At 62.2% G+C, this 17,538-nt stretch carries 15 protein-coding genes; 6 read left to right on the forward strand and 9 right to left on the reverse strand.

The window, feature by feature from the left end:
* Window positions 1-19 precede the first annotated feature (19 nt).
* From HBJ59_RS17310 to HBJ59_RS17330, 5 genes are all read right to left on the reverse strand, one after another.
* Entirely contained in the window at window positions 20-1,330 is a 1,311-nt protein-coding gene (locus HBJ59_RS17310) for an MFS transporter (protein WP_076013605.1), read from the reverse strand.
* A gap of 141 nt (window positions 1,331-1,471) precedes the next feature.
* Window positions 1,472-2,104: an N-carbamoylsarcosine amidohydrolase gene (locus tag HBJ59_RS17315; protein WP_076013604.1), complete on the reverse strand. Its 633-nt coding sequence runs from the start codon at window positions 2,102-2,104 to the stop codon at window positions 1,472-1,474.
* A gap of 188 nt (window positions 2,105-2,292) precedes the next feature.
* A complete protein-coding gene (locus tag HBJ59_RS17320; RefSeq protein WP_167664216.1) occupies window positions 2,293-3,045 on the reverse strand; it encodes an Asp/Glu racemase in 753 nt (250 codons plus the stop codon).
* 11 nt (window positions 3,046-3,056) lie between these two features.
* Entirely contained in the window at window positions 3,057-3,866 is an 810-nt protein-coding gene (locus HBJ59_RS17325; protein WP_167664217.1) for an alpha/beta fold hydrolase, read from the reverse strand.
* On the reverse strand, window positions 3,863-4,996 hold the full coding sequence (locus tag HBJ59_RS17330; RefSeq protein WP_003215332.1) for an FAD-dependent monooxygenase: 1,134 nt from the start codon (window positions 4,994-4,996) through the stop codon (window positions 3,863-3,865). Before HBJ59_RS17330 ends, HBJ59_RS17325 begins: the two co-directional genes overlap by 4 nt.
* A gap of 307 nt (window positions 4,997-5,303) precedes the next feature.
* On the opposite strand from HBJ59_RS17330, the gene HBJ59_RS17335 reads away from it, so the two are divergent.
* From HBJ59_RS17335 to HBJ59_RS17350, 4 genes are all read left to right on the forward strand, one after another.
* The gene (locus HBJ59_RS17335) at window positions 5,304-6,356 is read left to right on the forward strand and encodes a 2,5-dihydroxypyridine 5,6-dioxygenase (protein ID WP_167664218.1); all 1,053 of its coding nucleotides are present in this window, start codon (window positions 5,304-5,306) and stop codon (window positions 6,354-6,356) included.
* A gap of 155 nt (window positions 6,357-6,511) precedes the next feature.
* Complete coding sequence (locus HBJ59_RS17340; RefSeq protein ID WP_167664219.1) at window positions 6,512-6,946, forward strand: MarR family winged helix-turn-helix transcriptional regulator; 435 nt, start codon at window positions 6,512-6,514, stop codon at window positions 6,944-6,946.
* 256 nt (window positions 6,947-7,202) lie between these two features.
* The gene (locus HBJ59_RS17345) at window positions 7,203-7,679 is read left to right on the forward strand and encodes a (2Fe-2S)-binding protein (protein ID WP_076013599.1); all 477 of its coding nucleotides are present in this window, start codon (window positions 7,203-7,205) and stop codon (window positions 7,677-7,679) included.
* 16 nt (window positions 7,680-7,695) lie between these two features.
* Window positions 7,696-11,232, forward strand: a complete 3,537-nt coding sequence (locus HBJ59_RS17350; protein WP_167664220.1) for a molybdopterin cofactor-binding domain-containing protein — start codon at window positions 7,696-7,698, stop codon at window positions 11,230-11,232.
* Window positions 11,233-11,352: 120 nt separating this feature from the next.
* Here the strand turns inward: HBJ59_RS17350 and HBJ59_RS17355 are convergent, their stop codons facing one another.
* A complete protein-coding gene (locus tag HBJ59_RS17355; RefSeq protein ID WP_167664221.1) occupies window positions 11,353-12,009 on the reverse strand; it encodes a TetR/AcrR family transcriptional regulator in 657 nt (218 codons plus the stop codon).
* A 153-nt stretch (window positions 12,010-12,162) separates the two neighbouring features.
* On the opposite strand from HBJ59_RS17355, the gene ggt reads away from it, so the two are divergent.
* Together ggt and xth are read left to right on the forward strand one after the other, a co-directional pair.
* Window positions 12,163-13,887, forward strand: coding sequence for a gamma-glutamyltransferase (gene ggt, locus HBJ59_RS17360; protein ID WP_167664222.1), 1,725 nt, complete (start codon window positions 12,163-12,165; stop codon window positions 13,885-13,887).
* Window positions 13,888-13,963: 76 nt separating this feature from the next.
* Window positions 13,964-14,758 (forward strand): exodeoxyribonuclease III, encoded by a 795-nt coding sequence (gene xth / locus HBJ59_RS17365; RefSeq protein WP_167664223.1) that lies wholly within the window; start codon window positions 13,964-13,966, stop codon window positions 14,756-14,758.
* On the opposite strand, the gene HBJ59_RS17370 is transcribed toward xth, so the two are convergent.
* The 3 genes from HBJ59_RS17370 to pnuC form a co-directional block, all read right to left on the reverse strand.
* A complete protein-coding gene (locus tag HBJ59_RS17370; protein WP_167664224.1) occupies window positions 14,755-16,272 on the reverse strand; it encodes an FAD-dependent oxidoreductase in 1,518 nt (505 codons plus the stop codon). The two genes, xth and HBJ59_RS17370, sit on opposite strands and share 4 nt — an antisense overlap.
* 69 nt (window positions 16,273-16,341) lie before the next feature.
* Complete coding sequence (locus tag HBJ59_RS17375) at window positions 16,342-16,869, reverse strand: AAA family ATPase (protein WP_167664457.1); 528 nt, start codon at window positions 16,867-16,869, stop codon at window positions 16,342-16,344.
* Window positions 16,866-17,429: a nicotinamide riboside transporter PnuC gene (gene pnuC / locus HBJ59_RS17380; protein WP_076013592.1), complete on the reverse strand. Its 564-nt coding sequence runs from the start codon at window positions 17,427-17,429 to the stop codon at window positions 16,866-16,868. The genes HBJ59_RS17375 and pnuC overlap by 4 nt, the downstream gene beginning before the upstream one ends.
* Window positions 17,430-17,538 lie beyond the last annotated feature (109 nt).

Consider the following 17,538-nt stretch of genomic DNA (forward strand, 5'->3'; position numbering starts at 1 on the left):
ACCCCAGGAATTGTTGTTATTAACGGTTCACCAGTTTCGCCGGCAAGGCGATGACCAGGAAGCTGCTGAGAATCAGGCAGCCGGCGAAAAACCACAAGGCGCCTGCACTGCTGCCGGTGACGTCGATCGCCACCCCCATCAACGAGTTGCTCACCAGGCCTGCAATGTTCGCCAGCGAGCAGGCCAGGGCGAACCCGGTGGCGGCTGCGGTGCCTTTGAGAAAGGTCGCCGGCAGGCTGAAAAACACCGGCACCGCACCAATGATTGCCGCCGAGGCAATCGCAAACAGGGCCACGGTGGCGACCACGTTATGGGTGAAGAAGGTGCTGGCGGCCATCGCTGCCGCGCCGATGAAAAACGGCACGATGATGTGCCAGCGGCGTTCGCGGTGTTTGTCGGAGCTGGCGCCGATCAGCAGCATGCCCAATAGTGCGGCCACGCTGGGCAACGCGGTGAGGATGCCGATGTGGAAGGTGTCGGTGATGCCCGCGTTGCGGATGAACGTCGGCATCCAGAAGCCCATGGCGTAGGCGCTGAGCAGGATCGAGAAGTCGATTCCGCCGAGCATCCATACCTTGAGGTTGAAGAAACCGTCGCGGAAGCTGTGCTTGCTGTCGGCACCGTCGGCGTCGTCCTTGCGCAACTCGCTTTCCAGCAGGGTCTTTTCTTGCGGCGAGAGCCATTTGGCTTGCTGGTAGGAGTTGGGCAGTGCCCAGAAGGTCCAGATACCGAGCAGCACGCTGGGTACCGCCTCGATCAGGAACAGCCACTGCCAGCCACGCAGGCCGCCCGTGTTGTCGAAATGGCTCATGATCCAGCCGGACAATGGGCCGCCGATCACGCTGGACAGCGGCAGGCCGATCATGAACAGGGCGATGATTCGCCCTCGGCGATGGGTGGGAAACCAGGTGGTCAGGTAATACAGGACGCCCGGCAGGAACCCGGCTTCGGCGGCGCCCAGCAGGAATCGCAGGATGTAGAACTGGGTGGTGGAAGTGACCAGCATGGTGCAGGCCGAGAGCAGGCCCCAGGTGATCATGATGCGGGCGATCCAGATCTTCGCACCGACCTTTTCCAGGATCAGGTTGCTCGGGACTTCGAAGAGGATATAGCCGACAAAAAACAGCCCGGCGCCGAGGCCGAACGCGGTTTCGCTGAAGTGCAACTGGTCGAGCATCTGCAGTTTGGCAAAGCCGATATTGATGCGATCCAGGTAGGCTGCGAGGTAGCAGAAACACAGGAACGGAATCAGCTTCCAGGTGATCTTGTGGTAGAGCGTGTTGACCGGATCGGCGACCGTAGTCGCGGGCGCTGCATTCGCAATGGGCATTGGGGTGTCTCCTGGCGGTGACTTATGGTTTTTATACAGCCGCTTTTTTTTCAGCACTTCGGAGTGCTGAGAAAGCGACGTCCAAAGGCAGTGTCAGAAGAGTGCAAGACCGCGCTCTGTGGCGCGGTTCTTAATGAAACATTATTGCTCCTTGAACTTGTTCATCGCCTCCTGCTTGCTGACCACGTCGCCGTACTTGCTGTCGATATCAAACAAGTTGGCTTCATGGGGCGCCGGGTGACGGTCGCCGACGCATTCGCGCACGACGATGGTACGAAAGCCATGTTGCACTGCATCGACTGCGGTGGCGCGGATGCAGCCGCTGGTGGAGCAGCCGGCGAGCACCACGGTGTCGATGCCCTGGGCGTGCAGCATCGGGGCCAGGCTGCTGCCGAAAAACGCGCTGGCGTATTGTTTGGTGATCACCACTTCATTGGCCAGGGGCAGGACTTCGGGGCAGAAGGCTGCCATGGGGTTGCCTTCGACCATGTCTTTCATCACCGGGGCCTTTTTTACCCAAATACCGCCGTCGGCGAAATGGCCGGGATGGTAACGGATATTGGTGTGCACCACGCTAATCCCGTGACGCCTGGCGCAGGCCAGCAGTTCGACACTTTCGGCCACGGCGATGCGCACTTCGGGGGCAAACAGCGGCGCGCCTTCGGTGGTATAGCCTTGCATGAAGTCGATCATCAGCAGGGCGGATTTTTTGCCGAAGCCGATTCGGTTGCCCCAGACGCCCTGGTAGTTGGCGTCGGCGGATTGTTCGGTCATCTTTCAGTCCTCGGTAATGGACAGTGCACATACCTTGTGGCGAGGGAGCTTGCTGTGGCGAGGGGGCTTGTCCCCCGTTGGAGTGCGAAGCGCTCCCGGCTTTTTTGGGGCCGCTGCGCAGCCCAACGGGGGACAAGCCCCCTCGCCACAACAAGCCCCTTTGCCACAAAGGTGTTGTCAACTCAGGGTTAGTAGGCGCCGGAGAGCAGGGCGCCGGCGCCGGGGACGATGGGTTCCAGGTCCAGGGCCTTGAGCATGGCGTAGGTGGTGGCGATGGCGGCGGTGAGTACCGGCAGGCCGGTTTGCGCTTCGACCTTGGCCACCACCGGCAACGACTGCATTTGCACGCAGGCCGACAGCACGATCACGTCGACGCCTTCCAGGTTCATCCCGGCAACGATGGCCGGCAGGTTGGCCGGGTCGTGGCGGGCCACTTCGAGGTTGTCGGGGATCTCCAGGGCGCGCCAGTCCACTACTTCAAAGCCTTCTTCGCGAATGTAGTTCACCACCAGTTCGGTCAGCGGTTTCATGTACGGCGCGACGATGGCGATGCGCTTGGCACCCATGACTTTCAGGCCTTCGATCAAGGCGCCGGCACTGGTGATCACCGGGGCGTTGGCGTCGTTGTCGGCGGTGGCCTTGCGCAGGCGTTGCTCGGAGTTACGGTGGTAACCCAACCCCATGGCCATGATCGCCACCAGGCAGGCGTAGCCCAGCACGTCGACCTTGGCGTCGGACAGTTCGATGGCGCAACGGTCGGACTCGCCGTCCATCGCCGCCAGTTCTTCCTTGCGCACTTGCTTCATGCGCATGCGGCTGGAGTGAAAGGTGAAACGTTCCGGGCGGATCGCCTGGCGCGCGTTGAGCATCGCCGGGATCTCGGTCTCCATGGTGGTGTTGGAACTCGGCACGATCTGGCCGATACGGTAAGGCTTGAGCATGATGGTCTCCGTTATGCAGTCAGGGGCTGGCCGAGGAAGTCGCCGAAGGCAGCGAAAAAGCCTTCAAGGTCGTCCCAGGGGATCATGTGTCCTGCATTTGGCACATGGGCGACCTGCAGGGTTGGCTGTAACTGTCGGACTTGCGCGACATCTTCGGCCTGAATTACACCGCCGCGTCCGGCAACAATTAACAGGGCAGGGGCCTCCAGGTGCGGCAGGTCCTGATGGAAGTCGACGGTGTGGAAGTCGTTGAAGGCGCGAACGATGGCTGGCTCGTAGCAGGTGTGCAGCCATTCGGCGCGCAGTTGCAGTTGTTCGTCGGTCCAGGTGGCGCAGAAGGCGCGCATCGCCTCCGCATCCATGCCGACCAGGGACTGACGAATCGAATCGACGTACCACGGCAGCTTGCTCGGGTATTCCCGGCGACCCGGGCCGGACATCGGCGGGTCGATCAGCACCAAACGGTTGACGCCCTGTGGATGGCGCACCGCACTGCGCACCGCAAACCGCGCGCCCATGGAGTGGCCCACCAGGTGATAGCTCTTGAGCTTGAGGGCGTCGGCAAAGGCGCCGATATCATCGGCGCAGGTGTCGGCGCTGTAGTCCAGTTCCGGGCCGGTGGACGACAGGCCACGCCCGCGCACATCCAGCACATAAGTATCGAAATGCAGGCCCAGGCGTTCCGCAACAAAACCCCAGGTAATCGCCGGGCTGGTGATGCCGGGAATCAGGATCAGCGCCGGGCCTTTGCCGCCATAACGCAAGTAATGCTGGCGAATACCGTTGGCCTGGACGTTGCCACCGTAGAGAAAGCTGCTCACGCGGCCACCCCCGACTTCAGCTGCTGGGCATAGAGGTCATAGCCGTAGACCCAGTCCGGATCTTCCTGGGTGCGCAGCCAGGTGTTGGCGTTGGACACGGCCTGTACCCGGGACGCGCGCTCCTTGCGGTTGGCTTCATACAGTTCGAAAGCGGTGCGGTAGTCGCCGATGCCGGTTTCCTGCAGGCAACGGGTGAGCATCGCCGCGTCTTCGATGGCCATGCCGGCGCCCTGGGCCATGTGCGGCTTCATCGGGTGGCAGGCATCGCCCAGCAATACCAGGCGGCCGCGGCTCCACAGCGGCAGCGGGTTGCGGTTACGCAACGGCCATTTGGTCACGCTTTCAGTGGATTCGATCAGGGCCTGGACGGTGGGGTGGTAGCCCTTGAAGGCGTCGAACATCTCTTCGCGACTGCTGTCGACGAAGGCGCCCTGGAAGTCCCATTCCGGGTGCGGCACGCCGGTGACGTAGTAGTACTCGTCGCGCTTGCCGGTGGTGTAGTAGACCATCATGTGCCGGTCCTCGGTCCACCACTTGATGCAGTCTTCAAACTTCAGGTCGTACTTGGCCAGTTGATCGCCCCGGATCAGCGCGCGGTGGGCGACCCAGCCGCTGTACAGCGGCTTTTCCGCGCCCAGCAGCTCTTCACGAATGCGCGAGTTGATGCCGTCGGCACCGATCACGATGTCGGCGTAGGTCACTTCACCGTCGGCGAAGGTCAGGCGCACCTGGGTGTCGGTTTCCTCGAGGGTTTCCAGGCGTTTGTTGAAGTGCAGGGTGCCGGGCTTGAGGGTAGACATCTGCAGCGCGTGCAGGTCGCCGCGGTGCACGGTGATGTAGGACGCGCCGTAGCCGGTCAGGGGGATGCGGGACAGGTAGTCGCCGGTTTCACCATCGCGGCTGAACCAGTGCTCGGGGTGAGAGCCCATCAGGTCCAGCTGCTTTTCAATGCCCATGCGCCGGAAGATTTTCATGATGTTGGGGCCCATGTGGATCCCGGCACCGAGACGGGAAAACTCCGGCGCCTGCTCGTAGATGTCCACGTCGAACCCTGCCTGTTGCAGCAGGGTGGCAGCGGCGGCACCGCCAAGGCCGGCGCCGACGATTGCGATTTTTTGTGTGCTTCCCATGGGGCGTGGTCCTCTTTTCGAATGATGGCCGGCGGCGTCAGTCCGCAAGGCTTTTAAAGTGTATACGCTCATTTTTTCAAATGAAAAGCCCGCGCCTGAAAAATTGTTTTTTTGGCCGGATCGATCCCCTGTAACCGATTGTCGCCCTATAACATTGGGTTTGTGTGGATTAGTAACGTTTTGGCGTGGCGCTTGCAGTCCATCCTAAAATCAGTTCTTATCGTGATTAATTGGCGTATACGCTATAAAAACGCACTAGAGTGAAGCGCACTGCAAGATCTTGGTGCAGCAGCTGAGGAGACAGGAAATGCCGGTAAGTGATTGCGAACTGACCCAGATGTTTGAGCACGTGTTGAAGCTCTCTAAGGTCGACCCGACCCAGAGCGTTGCCGTGCTCAAGAGCCATTACTCCGACCCGCGCACCGTGCGCGCGGCGATGGATGCGGCGCAGCGCCTGGGGGCCAAGGTGTATGCGGTGGAATTACCGTCGTTCAACCACCCCCGGGCGATGGGCAATGACATGACCGCCTACTGCGGCGACACCGCGCTGACCGGCAACATCGCAGCCCAGCGGGCGCTGGAGGCGGCGGACCTGATCGTCGACACCATGATGCTGTTGCACTCGCCGGAGCAGGAACAGATCCTCAAGACCGGCACACGCATCCTGCTGGCGGTAGAACCCCCGGAAGTACTGGCGCGCATGCTGCCTACCGAAGAAGACAAGGTGCGGGTGCTGGCTGCTGAAGAGCTGCTGAAAAAGGCCCGCTCGATCCACGTCAAATCCCGCGCCGGCAGTGATTTTAGTGCAGCGTTGGGGCAATACCCGTCCGTCACCGAATACGGCTTTGCTGACGAGCCCGGGCGCTGGGATCACTGGCCCAGCGGCTTCCTGTTCTCCTGGCCCAATGAAGAAACCGCTGAAGGCGTGCTGGTGCTGGATATCGGCGACATCCTGCTGCCGTTCAAGACCTACACCCGCGAGAAAATCACCCTGGAGATCGAGAAGGGCTTCATCACCAAAATCCATGGCGGTTTCGAAGCCGAATACCTGCGCGACTACATGAAATACTTCAACGACCCTGAGGTTTACGGCATCTCCCACATCGGCTGGGGCCTGCAACCACGGGCGCAATGGACCGCCATGGGCCTGCACGACAAGAACGACGGCATGTGCATGGACGCCCGGGCGTTCTACGGCAACTTCCTGTTCTCCACCGGCCCGAACACCGAAGTCGGCGGCACCCGCAAAACTCCGTGCCACATGGACATCCCGCTGCGCAATTGCGACGTCTACCTTGATGACCAAGCCGTCGTCATCGCCGGCGACGTCGTAGCCCCCCAAGCCTCCCTGGCCCCCTGACACCTCCACCTGTAGGAGCGAGCTTGTTCGCGAAAAACTCAAGGACACCGAGGGAAACCAGACCCCCCGCGTCATCGTTGACGACCTTCGCGAGCAAGCTCGCTCCTACAGATGTAAGATGCCACCCCATCGACCACCGCCTTCCCGAGCCCGCCGTGCCTGATTCCTACGTTTTCTCCGAGCAAGTCGGCCACCTGTTGCGCAAGGCCTACCAGCGCCACCTGGCGATCTTCCAGCAGAACGTCGGCGACTCCCAGCTCACCGCCGTGCAGTTCGTCACCCTGTGCGCCCTGCGCGATCACGGTGCAAGTTCGCTCACCGAACTCGTCAAAGCCACTGCCGTCGACCAGGCGACCATCCGCGGCATCGTCGAACGCCTCAAGGCCCGCGAACTGATCACCCTCGAACCCGATCCCCAGGACAAACGCAAAGTCGTAGTCAACCTGTCCGACTCCGGCGCCGCCCTGGTGCAGCAAACCGTACCCTGCGCCGCCACCATCACCGAACTGACCCTGAGCAACCTCAACCCCGCCGAACGTGTCGCCGTACTGTTCCTGCTACGCAAAATGATCGACGACCCCCAAACCTGAAAGCCCCGCCAACCTATGTAGGAGCGAGCTTGCTCGCGAAGGGCGTTAACGATAACGCGCTTAGTCTGGTTCCCCGCGGTGTCCCTGAGTTTTTCGCGAGCAAGCTCGCTCCTACAAAGGGCTGGCACCGTTTTTGCTCTGCTTTGATGTAGTAACTACTTCACCAGTCAAGTGTGTCGCGAGACCCCAGGTACGCGACGCTTTTTTTGACTGTTTGATGTAGTGGGCACTTCACCAAACCCAACGGGCAAAGCGAATGATCAGCCAGCACATCACGGTAACGCTTGAGGTCAACGGTCACACCAGCGAAGTCAGCGCGATGGCCGACACCCCGCTATTGCTGATCCTGCGCAATGACCTGCAACTCAACGGCCCCAAATACGGCTGCGGCCTGGGGGAGTGCGGCGCCTGCACGGTAATCATCGACGGCGTGGCTGCACGCTCCTGCGTCTTCCCACTGTCGGGCGCCGTGGGCCGCGACATCGTCACCCTCGAAGGCCTCGGCACCCGCGAAACCCCGCACCCGGTGCAACAGGCCTTTATCGACGAGCAGGCCGCGCAGTGCGGCTACTGCCTCAACGGCATGATCATGACCGCGAAGGCCTTGCTCGACCGCAATCCCAACCCCAGCGAAGCCGAGGTGCGCAGCGAACTGTCGGGCAACCTCTGCCGTTGCGGCACCCATATCGAAATCCTCCGCGCGGTGCTGCGTGCCGCCCGCCAAACGCCTTGAACGTGGATCGATGACCATGACTGACACAATCCCTTCCCGCGACCAATGGCTGGCCAAGGCCGGCGTCCTGCTGATCGTCGACGACGTGCTGCCGCCTTCGGGGCCGGTGGCCAAGGGTGGTACCCCGACGATCAAACCCAAGGAGCTGGGGCTGTTTATCGCGGTGAACGATGACGGGCTGGTGTACGCCTTCAACGGGCATGTGGACCTGGGCACCGGCATTCGCACGTCCCTGGCGCAGATCGTTGCCGAAGAACTGGACCTGGCCATGGAACAGGTGCGCATGGTGCTGGGCGACACCGAGCGTGCGCCGAACCAGGGCGCGACCATCGCCAGCGCAACCTTGCAGATCTCCGCGATCCCGTTGCGCAATGCCGCTGCCGAAGCCCGGCGTTTCCTGCTGACCCGGGCAGCGCAACGTTGGTCGGTCAATGCACAGAGCCTGAAGGTCGACGCGGGGGTGATTACCGCCGAGGACGGGCGCACCACCACCTATGGCGAACTGGTCAAGGGCGAGCATGACGAACTGCGCATCAGCGGCGATGCACCGCTTAAAGCCATCGCCGATTACCGCCTGGTGGGCAAGGGCGCAGCCCGGGTGGATATTCCCGGCAAAGCCACTGGCGAGCTGACCTACGTCCACGACATGCGCGTGCCGGACATGCTTCACGGTCGGGTGGTCCGCCCGCCGTACGCGGGGCTGGATTGCGGCGACTTTGTCGGCAACAGCCTGCTGAACGTCGACGAATCATCCATTGCCCATATCCCGGGCATTGTTGCCGTGGTGGTGATCCGCGATTTTGTCGGTGTGGTCACCTTGCGTGAAGAACAGGCGATCAAGGCCGCCCAGGAACTGCGGGTTCACTGGAAACCCTGGAATAACCAACTGCCGGACATGAGCGATGTGGAACAGGCGATTCGCGACAACCCAAGGGTACGCCGAACCGTACTCGACCAAGGCAATGTCGACGAAGCCCTGGCCGCCGCCAGCCAGCGCATGCCGCGCACCTACCTGTGGCCGTACCAGATGCACGGTTCCATCGGCCCGTCCTGCGGCGTGGCGGATTATCAGCCCGGGGTCAGCCGGGTCTGGTCCGGCAGCCAGAACCCGCACCTGCTGCGGGCTGATCTTGCGTGGCTGCTGGAGTGCCCGGAAGAATCCATCGACGTGATCCGCATGGAGGCCGCCGGCTGCTACGGCCGCAATTGCGCGGATGACGTGTGCGCTGACGCGTTGCTGCTGTCCCGCGCCGTGGGCAAGCCGGTGCGGGTGCAACTGACCCGCGAACAGGAGCACCTGTGGGAGCCCAAGGGCACCGCGCAATTGATGGATGTCGACGGCGGCCTGAACGCCGACGGCAGCATCGCCGCCTATGACTTTGAAACCAGCTACCCGTCCAACGGCGCGCCCACCCTGGCGCTGCTGCTGACCGGCCGGGTCGAGCCGGTGGCGGCGATGTTCGAAATGGGCGACCGCACCTCAATCCCGCCCTACGACATCGACAACATGCGCGTCACCATCAACGACATGGCGCCGATCGTGCGTGCTTCGTGGATGCGCGGCGTGTCGGCGTTGCCCAACACCTTCGCCCATGAATCCTATATCGACGAACTGGCGTTTGCCGCCGGCGTCGATCCGGTGGAATACCGCCTGCGTTACCTGAAGGATGAGCGCGCCATCGACCTGGTGAAATCCACCGCCGAGCGGGCCAACTGGGCACCGCGCACTGCGCCGATGCAAACCGCCAACGAAGACCACCTGCTGCGAGGCCGAGGCTTTGCCTACGCGCGTTACATCCACAGCAAATTCCCCGGCTTCGGCGCGGCGTGGGCGGCCTGGGTGGCGGATGTGGCCATCGACAAGCAGACCGGCGATGTCTCGGTGACCCGCGTGGTGATCGGGCACGACTCGGGGATGATGATCAACCCGGCGGGGGTGCAGCATCAGATCCACGGCAATGTGATCCAGTCCACCAGCCGCGTGCTCAAGGAACGTGTGACCTTTGAAGAGTCCACCGTGGCGAGCAAGGAGTGGGGCGGTTATCCGATCCTGACCTTTCCTGAAGTACCGCAGATCGACGTACTGATGATGCCGCGCCAGGACCAGCCGCCGATGGGCGCCGGGGAGTCCGCCTCGGTACCCAGCGCGGCGGCGATCGCCAATGCGATCTACGACGCCACCGGGATTCGTTTTCGCGAGCTGCCGATTACCCCCGAGCGCGTGCTGGCTGCGCTGAATGCCGGCACGCTGGGCGAGCCGGCGAAGTCCCCGGAGAAGCGCCGCAAATGGCTGTTCGGTTCATTGTTCGCCGCTTTTGGCGCGGTACTGGGCATGGCCTCCACCGCGTGGCCGTTTCACAGTGAGATCGCCCCGATCGCCCCGCCCAGCGCCGGCACCTGGTCCAAGGCCACCCTGGAGCGCGGGCGTTTGCTCGCGGCCGTAGGGGATTGCGCGGTGTGTCACACGGCGCCGGGTGGCGCCACCAATGCCGGCGGGCTGGCCATGCATACGCCGTTCGGCACGCTGTACAGCAGCAACATCACCCCGGACGAGAAGACCGGGATTGGCAACTGGTCCTACCCGGCGTTTGAGCGGGCAATGCGCGATGGCATCGGCCGCGACGGGCGCAACCTCTACCCGGCGTTTCCCTATACCGCGTTTCGCAACATCAACGATGCGGACATGCAGGCGCTGTACGCCTACCTGATGTCCCAGGCGCCGGTGAGCCAGGCGCCGGTGCCGAATGCGATGAAGTTTCCGTTCAATATCCGGCCGTTGATGGCCGGCTGGAATGCACTGTTTTTGCGCCGAGGGGAAATTAGCGTGCAACCCCAAAGAAGTGAGCAATGGAACCGCGGCGCCTATCTGGTCAACGGGTTGGGGCACTGCGCGGCGTGCCACTCGCCGCGCAACCTGATGGGGGCGGAGAAGGGCGGTAAAGCGTTCCTCGCGGGCGGCAGGGTGGATGGTTGGGAAGCGCCAGCGTTGAATGGCTTGTCCAAGGCGCCGACGCCGTGGACCGAGGACCAGGTGTTCACCTATCTGAGCACCGGTTATTCCGATGCCCACGGTGTAGCGACAGGACCGATGGGGCCGGTGGTGACAGAACTGGCGAAATTGCCCAAGACCGACATCCGCGCGATGGCGGTGTACCTGGCTTCGCTGAATGACAGCGCGGCGGCAGAAGCGCAGGTGGTGGCGGCCGCGACGGTGCCCAATGCCAATGGGCGAAGGGTATTTGAAGGTTCGTGCAAAGCCTGCCATGCCGACGGGCAGGGGCCGAAACTGTTCGGGGTCAGCCCGTCACTGGCGACCAATACCAACGTGCACAGCGATCAACCGGATAATCTGATCAAGGTGATTTTGCAAGGGATCAGCACCCCGGCGACCAAGGATCTGGGGTACATGCCGGCGTTCAAGGACAGTCTGTCCAATACCCAAGTGGCAGAGCTGGCGTCATACCTGCGTACCCGCTTCGCGCCCAATGCACCGCAGTGGGAAGGCCTCGAGCAAACCGTGGCGCACCTGCGAGCCAACCCCGGCACCCATTGATTCACACGGTCAAAAATGTGGGAGCGGGCTTGCTCGCGAATGCGGTGTATCAGTCAATGCATTTGGCGACTGACGAACCGCATTCGCGAGCAAGCCCGCTCCCACATTTAGATCCCGGTTCTACCGTTGGACAGGCGGTGTCAGGCATACCCCACGCAACACCAGATCACTGATAAACCCCAGCCAATCCCGCTGCTGTGTCTTATCCGCCAAATCCTCCCCCAAAAACGAACTCAGCGTGTGCTGGTTGGAGTTATAGAAGTAGCACAACGAAGCAATCATCAAGTACACATGCTTGATGTCCACATCTTCGCGAAACAGCCCCTGGGCCTGACCCGCCTCGATAATCGGCCGCAACACCCCAACCGCCTCCCCGGACAACCGCCGCAGCTCCCCGGACTGCTTCGCATGCTTGCCCTTATGCAGGTTCTCGATACTCAGGATCGCCACAAACTCGGGATGCTTGACGTAGTAATTCCAGATAAACCCCACCAGCGCCTGCAACGCTTGCACCGGCGCAGTCAGGTCGAGCTTGAGTTTGCTTTCGGCCTTGTTGAACTGTTCATAGGTGTGCTCCAGCACACACACAAACAGGTGCTCCTTGCTGCCGAAGTAGTAATACAGCATGCGGTCGTTGGAGTCGGCCTCCCGGGAAATGCTTTCCACACGCCCGCCGGAATAGCCGTCGCGGGTGAAGACCTTGACCGCCGCCTGGAGAATCCGCGCGCGGGTCTGGTCGGCTTGCTGGGCGCGGATACCGGTCTTCTTGATCACCATCGAAAAGCCTCTGCTGCGCGGCGTAAAGGCCCGGAATATAGCATGGGCATTATTCCGTTACCGACAGGCTCTGTCACAAACGCGGCATAACGCTGGGGCTTGGATCGGAAACGTATTACTTTCTAGTTCTTCTAATAAACAGAGTATGCAGGGATGAAATACCAACCGTTTACCCGAACTTTGATTGCCACCGCGTGGGTGCTGACCGTCAGCGGTGTACAGGCGGCCTCCCAGGCCCCGGTGGCTGGCGAAAATGGCATGGTGGTCACGGCTCAGCACCTCGCTACCCATGTGGGCGTGGACGTGCTCAAGGCCGGTGGCAATGCCGTGGATGCGGCGGTGGCAGTGGGTTACGCCCTGGCCGTGGTGTACCCGGCGGCCGGCAACCTGGGCGGCGGCGGCTTCATGACCGTGCAACTGGCCGACGGGCGCAAGACCTTCCTCGACTTCCGCGAAAAAGCCCCGCTGGCAGCCACTGCCGACATGTACCTGGACAAGGACGGCAACGTCGTCCCCGACCTCAGTTCCAAAGGTCACCTGGCCGTCGGCGTACCCGGCACCGTGTCGGGCATGGAACTGGCGTTGAGCAAATACGGCACCCTCAAGCGCGCCCAGGTGATCGCCCCGGCAATCAAGCTGGCCGAAGACGGTTTTGCCCTGGAGCAGGGCGATATTGACCTGCTGCACACTGCCACCGACGAATTCAAGAAAGACAAGGACCTGCGCGGCATCTTCCTCCACGGTGGCGAGCCGATGCTGGTGGGCCAGAAACTGGTGCAGAAAGACCTGGCGAAAACCCTGCGGGAAATCTCCGCCAAGGGCGCCGACGGCTTCTACAAAGGCTGGGTAGCCAAGGCGATTGTCGATTCCAGCCAATCGGGCAAAGGCATCATCACCCAAGCCGACCTGGACAAATACAAGACCCGCGAACTGGCGCCCATCGAGTGTGACTACCGTGGCTACCACGTGGTCTCCGCGCCACCACCGAGCTCCGGCGGCGTGGTGATCTGCGAGATCATGAACATCCTCGAAGGCTACCCGATGGCCGACCTCGGCTATCACTCCGCCCAAGGCTTGCACTACCAGATCGAGGCCATGCGCCACGCCTACGTCGACCGCAACAGCTACCTCGGCGACCCGGACTTTGTGCAGAACCCGGTCGAGCACCTGCTGGACAAGGACTACGCCGCCAAACTGCGCGCCGCCATCGACCCGCAGAAGGCCGGGATCTCTCAGGACATCAAGCCCGGGGTTTCGCCTCACGAAGGCAATAACACCACCCACTACTCCATCGTCGACAAGTGGGGCAACGCCGTCTCGGTGACCTACACCCTCAACGACTGGTTCGGTGCCGGTGTAATGGCGAGCAAGACCGGGGTAATCCTCAACGACGAAATGGACGACTTCACCTCCAAGATCGGCGTGCCGAACATGTACGGCCTGGTCCAGGGTGAAGCCAACGCCATCGCGCCGGGCAAGACGCCGCTGTCGTCCATGAGCCCGACCATCGTCACCAAGGACGGCAAAGCGGTGATGGTGGTGGGTACGCCGGGGGGCAGCCGTATCATCACGGCTACTTTGCTGACCATCCTCAATGTGATCGACTACAAGATGAACATCCAGGAAGCCGTGGACGCCCCGCGTTTCCACCAGCAATGGCTGCCTGAGGCGACCAATATCGAGCGCTTTGCCCTGAGCCCCGACACCCAGAAAATCCTCGAAGGCTGGGGCCACAAGTTCGCCGGCCCGCAGGATGCCAACCACCTGGCCGCCATCCTGGTGGGCGCACCGTCCCTGGACGGCAAGCCGGTCGGCAATAACCGTTTCTATGGGGCCAATGACCCACGGCGCAATACCGGGTTGTCGTTGGGCTACTGAAGTCAATCGCGCCTGAAAACGGAACGACCGAACACCTTCCGGGCTCTACTCCAAGAGCCCTGGAAGGACCCTTCCCATGAAAGCGCTGAAGATCGCGACCTTCAACATCAATGGCATCCGCGCCCGCCTGCCCAATCTGCTGGAATGGCTGGCGCGGGAACAGCCCGACATTGTCTGCCTGCAAGAACTCAAGGCGCCCGACAGCCTGTTTCCTTTCAACGACTTTGACGCAGCCGGCTACGGTGCGTTGTGCCTGGGCCAGGCCTCGTGGAACGGCGTGGCGATTCTGGCCCGCGACGCGCAACCGCTGGAAAGCCGCCGGGGTTTGCCCGGCGATGACGCCGACCATCAAAGCCGCTACCTCGAAGCCGCTGTGCACGGCGTTCTGGTGGGCTGCCTGTACTTGCCCAACGGAAACCCCCAGCCGGGGCCGAAATTCGACTACAAGCTGGCGTGGTTTGAACGGCTGATCGACTACGCCAGGCACCTGCAATCCAGTGAACACCCAGTGTTGCTGGCCGGGGATTTCAATGTGGTGCCCACTGACCTCGATATCTACAACCCGCGCTCCTGGCTCAAGGACGCATTGCTGCAACCGCAAACTCGTGACTGTTACCAGCGCCTGCTGGAGCAAGGCTGGACGGACGCCTTGCGCCATCTGTATCCCAATGAGCGGGTTTATACCTTCTGGGATTATTTCCGCCAGCACTGGCAGAAAAACGCCGGCCTGCGAATTGACCACTTGCTGCTCAATCCGGCGCTCAAGCCTTATCTGAAAGGCGCCGGCGTGGATGCGTGGGTGCGCAACGAGCCCCACGCCAGCGACCATGCGCCGACCTGGATTCAGCTCGGCACCCGCAAGAATCGTTAGAGCCCGCGGATCAGCTCAAGCACCTCGGCCTTTTTCAGCGGGTGCTTCATGCGTTGCGAGAGCAGCGCCATCGCCCGCTGATGTTCACAGGCAACCACTGCTTCCACTTCATCGCCACGGCAGAGCAGGGCGATGAAGTGGTGGTGCTGCAGGTGACCTTCCACGTGGAGTTGATTCCAGTGGCGGGGATGGCCCAGCAGTTCGAAGGTCTTGCCGAAGTGATAGGTCCAGAAGAACGGCACATCGGCAAACGCCTGCTCGGCTCCCAGCATGTTGCGCGCCGCCAGCACCCCGAGTTGCTGCGCCACGCGCCAGTGTTCGATACGCACGGGGTGGTCGTTCCATGGGAAGGTCACCATGTCGCCGGCTGCCCATAAACCTGGCGCGACGCGCAAATTCGCGTCTGCTTTCAACGATTGGTCATCGGCGGTTTCCAGCCCGCGGACGAACCCGGTGGCGGGTGTTACACCGACTCCCATCAGCACCAGGTCTGCGGCCAGTCTATGGCCGTTTTTCAGTACGACCGTCGTGACGTCACCATGTCCTTCGAGGCGCGCGGGCTCACTGGCGCTGTGGAATATCACGCCGTTGGCTTCATGCAACTGGCGCAGTGAGGCGCCAATGCGCTTGCCCAGTTGCGCTGCCAGCGGAATCTCGTGACGGCCCACGACCTGCACCGTCAACCCACGCTTGCGCAACGCTGACGCGGCCTCCAGGCCAATAAAGCTGTCGCCGATGACCACCGCGCATTTGCCCGGTTGCGCAGCCTCAACGATGCGCGCCGCATCGTCTCGTGAGCGCAGCACAAAGACGTTATTGAGTACGGTGCCCGGAATATCCAGCGGTTTGGCCTCGCCGCCAGTGGCCAGCAGCGCCGCGTCGTAGTCGAAGCGGCGACCGTCTACGAGTTGGAGGCATTTGGCGTGAGGGTCAAGGTTTTGGACTTCGCCGTGGATCTGGATGTCGCGGTAGCTGGCTTCATCCAGCAACGGTGGGGTTTCGTCGGGCGGCATCTCGCCTGCGATGACGAATTTGCTCAAGGCGGTTCGGTCGTAAGCAGGATTTTGCTCCTGGTCGATCCACAGCAGGCGGCCGCTGAAGCCCTCGCGGCGCAGGGTGGCGACGGCCGCCGAGCCCGCTGCGCCGGAGCCAATCACGATAAAGCAGCGGGAATCACTGGCCTGTGGGGCGGATGAAGAGGGCAGCGCTTTGTCGCCCACACTGACCACGCCATCGTGAATCTCCACCGGGTACTGCGTGAGCTGCACCAATGCGGGCGGCTCGCAGACCTGGCCGTCCTCTACCCGGAAGGCCGCCTTGTGCCATGGGCAAATGATCCTCCCGTCACAGATTACGCCTTGCTCCAAAGGCGCCCCGGCGTGGGGACACTCCGCCTGATAGGCCCGCACCTGGTTGCCCGACCGCACCAGCAGGAGCTTGTGGGCGGCGGTTTCAACACGAACGCCACGGTCTTCGGGCAAGTTGATCAAGCGGGCAACAATGCGCATGTTCATAGGCCAATCTCCTTTTAAGGATTGACCTGTGCCCTGGGTGGAGAGCTGCGTTGACCCGATAACCGGTCTTCAGCGCTGTGGGAGCAAGTGCTTAACCGCTGAAAATGCTTGTTGCCTGCGCGCTTGCCAATTGCCCCGGATCACCTGCAGTGGCAGGTGCTGTTGCTCCAGCCAATCGAGGCTGCCCTGGAAAAATGCCAAGCGGTCGGCAAACTCCGGCTGGCAGCGCTGGCCGTCGGCAGTCCATTCCACGTCTTCCGGCGACAGCAGCAGATGCAGGTCGTAGTGGCGGGCGAGCAGTTCGCTGTCGAGCCAGGCCGGGCAGTCGCCAAACAAAGTCTGGCTCCACAGCTTGTTGGTCAGCAGGTTGGTATCCAGGATCAGCAAGTCTGGCTGCCGGGCGCGGGCGGCATCCTCCCAGGCCAGTTGGCCACGGGCGATGTCGGGGATATCGGCCAGGGTGGTATCGCGCTGGTGGTGGTCGATGAAATGGCGCACGTATTCGCCCACCATCACACCGCCAAAATGCGCCTGCAATTGCGCGGCCAGCCAGCTTTTACCGCTGGATTCCGGGCCGGCCAATACCACGACTTTCATGCGTGCAGCGCCGGGTCGGCGCGCCATTCGCGCCAGCCTTGCACGGCGATCACGGTGAACAAGGCATAGAGTGCGGCGGTGAGGTACAGGCCTTTATAGAGGAACAGCCCGACAAAGATCACATCCAGGGCAACCCACAATGGCCAGCACTGCACACGCTTTTGCGCCATCCACATTTGCGCCACCAGGCTGAAACCGGTCAGGGCCGCGTCCAGCCAGGGTTGTGCGGCGTCGGTCCAGTGGGCCATGGCGGCGCCCAGCAACAGGCTGCCCAGGGCACCCACGGCCAGGCCTTGCAGGATCGGTTGCAGGCCCAGGCTGGTGACTTGCCGGCCTTGCTTGACCTCGCCGGCACGGGTCCACTGCCACCAGCCGTAGAGCTGCAGGCCGGCGTAGATGACTTGCAGGAGCATGTCGGAGTAGAGCTTCACATCGAAGAAGATCCAGGTGTACAGCAGCACCATCACCAGGCCGATGGGCCAGCACCACGGGTTCTGTTTAACCGTCAACCAGACAGCGATCACCCCCAGGGCGGCGGCAAACAGTTCAAGCCCGGACATGGCGGTTCCTTGGGGGAGTCGAAGAGGGCGGTGATTGTAACCAGAGTGGTGGGCGCGGGGGTAGAGCTCACCTGTGGCGAGGGGGCTTGTCCCCCGTTGGGCTGCGCAG

It is taken from the genome of Pseudomonas sp. AN3A02 (genome assembly GCF_011765255.1).
Taxonomy (GTDB): Bacteria; Pseudomonadota; Gammaproteobacteria; order Pseudomonadales; family Pseudomonadaceae; genus Aquipseudomonas.